The organism is Bradyrhizobium sp. STM 3809, from assembly GCF_000239795.1.
GTDB lineage: Bacteria > Pseudomonadota > Alphaproteobacteria > Rhizobiales > Xanthobacteraceae > Bradyrhizobium.
Genome location: NZ_CAFJ01000376.1, coordinates 1 through 3277 on the forward strand (window position 1 = coordinate 1; position 3277 = coordinate 3277).

Here is a 3277-nt window from a genome sequence, read left to right on the forward strand (position 1 = left end):
CGCGCCGAAGGATGTCGCTCCCTATACGGATGCGGGTTTGACCGCCTACCGCGCCGCCAAGAAGGCGTCGCGCCATCTGCTGCCCGGCGAGCATGCCGTCGTGATCGGGGCAGGCGGTCTCGGCCATATCGGCATCCAGGTTCTCGCGGCGCTGTGCGCGGCGGAGATCGTCGTCGTCGACCGCTCCGAGAAATCGCTGGAGCTCGCCAAGACCTGCGGCGCGCATCATCTGGTCAAGGCCGATGGCGACGAGGTCGAGGCGGTGCTGGCGCTGACCGGCGGGCGCGGGGCCGAAGCGGTCATCGACTTCGTCGGAGAAGGCGATGCGGTCGCCAAGGGGCTGGCGATGACGGCCAATGCCGGCACCTATTATATCGTCGGCTACGGTGGCAAGATCGAGCTGCCGACCATCGATATGATCACCACCGAGAAGAGCATCGTCGGCAATCTCGTCGGCACCTATGCCGAGCTGGTCGAACTGATGGCGCTTGCCGACCGCGGTCTCGTGACCCTGCACACCAGGGAATACAGGCTCAGCGAGGCCAATGATGCGCTCCACGATCTGCATCATGGGCGCATCCACGGACGTGCCGTGCTGATCCCGTAAAGGCAGGCGTGGCCAGATGCTCGGTGTCGATCCCAATCATCGAACGAGAGTGATGCGGGTGACCAAGTCCAGCGAAGGCGGGCCACAGATCACGGCCGAGGAAGCGGCGCGGCTGCAGCAGGCGCGCGACCGCATGATCGCGCGGCACAGGCTGATCGAGGGCATCATCCGCAACAACGAGATGCAGCTTCGCAACGAAAGCGCACGCGGCGGCGCCGAGATCGAACTGGAATGCGCGCGGCGCGACGTCGCGCGCTCGGAGGGCGGCAGCGCTGCGAGAGCCGAGCTCGAGCGGCTGATGGAGCGCCTGAGCGAGCTTCGCGACGAGCACACCCGCCTCGTCGCCGAGCGTGAATGGCTGAATCACGCATTGTTGGAATTCGACAGCGCACCCACCGACGACGACCACAAACGCACGGGACATGCATGATGAGCAAGGTCGACATGAGCAGGCTCAATCTCAGGACGTCCGACGCGGTCTCGGCCGTGCCGCCGGCGCGCAGCCAGACGTCGCTGCCAGCCGAGCCGACCGAAGAGGACCGCTCGAAGGACGCGTTCTTCGCGCAGGTCGGCGAAATCGCCGAGGCGATGATCGCGCGACACGGCAATGAGTTTGCCATCGGCACGCTGGTGCTGGCGGCGAAGTTCGTCGCGGAAGGCCGATCTCTGGTCAGCCGCGGCGCCGAAGCCGGCGAGGCGGCAGGCGCCGCCAAGCCGGTCTGACATGTCAATTCATTACGGGAGTCAAAGTCAATTTTCGGACCTCAAAGTTGATGGGCAGACGTGAATTTGCAGGAGACGTCGCGGGAGCCGCCGTTGTGATCGGAAGCTCCTGCGATCGGATAACCAAGGCCTGACGACAACAAGCTGATGCAACGTTCAAAGGAGAAGGAAATGTCTGCAAGTCTGACGCTCAACAAGATTACGGCCCAGAAGGGCATTACGATTGCCGAGGCAGCCAGTCGCGTCGCGGATCTCGGCTGGACGCCGAGCTACGTCCAGGAAGCGATGACGTTCCCGACCGACTACAAGATTTCCAAGACTCCCCGCGACCCGATGAAGCAGGTCCTGCGCTCGTATTTCCCGATGCAGGAGGAGAAGGACAACCGCGTCTACGGCGCGCTCGACGCGGCGTTGCGCGGCGACATGTTCCGCAATGTCGAGCCGCGCTGGGTCGAATGGATGAAGCTGTTCCTGGCGATCATCCCGTTCCCGGAGATCTCGGCGGCCCGGTCGATGGCGATGGTCGGCCGGCTGGCGCCGGGCGAGGAGCTGCGCACCGGCTTCACGATGCAGATGGTCGACGAGTTCCGGCACTCGACCATCCAGATGAACCTCAAGAAGTGGTACATGGAGAACTACATCGATCCGGCCGGGTTCGACATCACCGAGGCGGCGTTCGGCAAGTGCTATGCCACGACCATCGGACGCCAGTTCGCCGAGGGCTTCCTGACCGGTGACGCGATCACCGCGGCCAACGTCTATCTCACGGTGGTCGCCGAGACCGCGTTCACCAACACGCTGTTCGTGGCGATGCCGTCGGAGGCGGCCCGCAACGGCGACTATGCGCTGCCGACGGTGTTCCTGTCGGTGCAGTCGGATGAATCGCGCCACATCGGAAACGGCCACTCGATGCTGATGGCGATGATCAACGATCCGTCGAACCACCAGCTGCTGGAGCGCGACCTGAAATACGCATTCTGGCAGAACCACGCCATCGTCGACGCCGCGATCGGTACCTTCATCGAGTACGGCACCACCAACCGCGACAAGAACAAGGAGTCCTATGCGGAGCTGTGGCACCGCTGGATCTATGAAGATTACTACCGCACCTACATGCTGCCGCTGGAAAAGTACGGCATCAAGATCCACCATGACGACGTCGCCGCGGCCTGGGACCGGATCGTCAAGAAGAACTACGTCCACAAGACCGCCCAGTTCTTCGCGGTCGGCTGGTCGGCGAACTTCTGGCGCATCGAGGCCCAGACCGAGAAGGACTTCGAGTGGTTCGAGCACAAATACCCCGGCTGGTACGCCGAGTTCGGCGATTTCTGGAAGTGGTACGCGAAGCTGAGCGTGCCGGGCGAGACCAACATCCTGTTCAACAGCGACGTCGGTTACGTGTACCCGCATCGGTGCTGGAGCTGCATGGTGCCTTGCCTGATCCGCGAGGACTTCGTCTGCGACGAGGTCGACGGCAAGATCTACACCTACTGCTCGGAAGGCTGCCGCTGGACCCACAAGGTGGCGTTCGCCGCCGAGTATGAAGGCCGTGCCACCCCTGCCATGGGCCGCTTCAGCGGCCGCCGCGAATGGGAGGACTGCTATCACGGCTGGGACATCGCCGACGCCATCAAGGATCTCGGCTTCGTCCGGCCTGATGGCAAGACCCTGACCGCCCAGCCGCATCTGCGGTTCGACGCCAAGGACATGTGGACGCTCGATCACGTGCGCGGCCACCAGCTCGGCAGTCCGCTGCGGGGCTTCCGTGCGCTCTCGCCGATCGAGCGCGAGGTCGCGGTCGCCGATTATCGCAAGGGCTTCACCATCAATCCTTGCCATTGACGATGCGAGCGCAGGGGGCCGGTGCACCGGTCCCCTGCGATCATCTGCTTGAGGGTGCCGGGGAGGTTGTCGATGTCGGTTGGGACCAAGGCTGCGGTGACGGAC

The 3277-nt window shown here is 63.8% G+C and carries 4 protein-coding genes; all 4 read left to right on the forward strand.

The window, feature by feature from the left end; translation table 11 throughout:
* Window positions 1-607, forward strand: a 607-nt coding sequence (locus tag BRAS3809_RS19340; RefSeq protein ID WP_035656968.1) for a zinc-binding dehydrogenase, incomplete at its 5' end; no start/stop codon positions are given.
* 16 nt (window positions 608-623) lie between these two features.
* Window positions 624-1037: a hypothetical protein gene (locus BRAS3809_RS19345; protein WP_240535713.1), complete on the forward strand. Its 414-nt coding sequence runs from the start codon at window positions 624-626 to the stop codon at window positions 1035-1037.
* The gene (locus BRAS3809_RS19350) at window positions 1037-1330 is read left to right on the forward strand and encodes a hypothetical protein (protein WP_240535714.1); all 294 of its coding nucleotides are present in this window, start codon (window positions 1037-1039) and stop codon (window positions 1328-1330) included. Before BRAS3809_RS19345 ends, BRAS3809_RS19350 begins: the two co-directional genes overlap by 1 nt.
* Before the next feature lie 171 nt (window positions 1331-1501).
* Window positions 1502-3172 (forward strand): aromatic/alkene/methane monooxygenase hydroxylase/oxygenase subunit alpha, encoded by a 1671-nt coding sequence (locus tag BRAS3809_RS19355; protein WP_008963758.1) that lies wholly within the window; start codon window positions 1502-1504, stop codon window positions 3170-3172.
* Window positions 3173-3277: the final 105 nt, after the last annotated feature.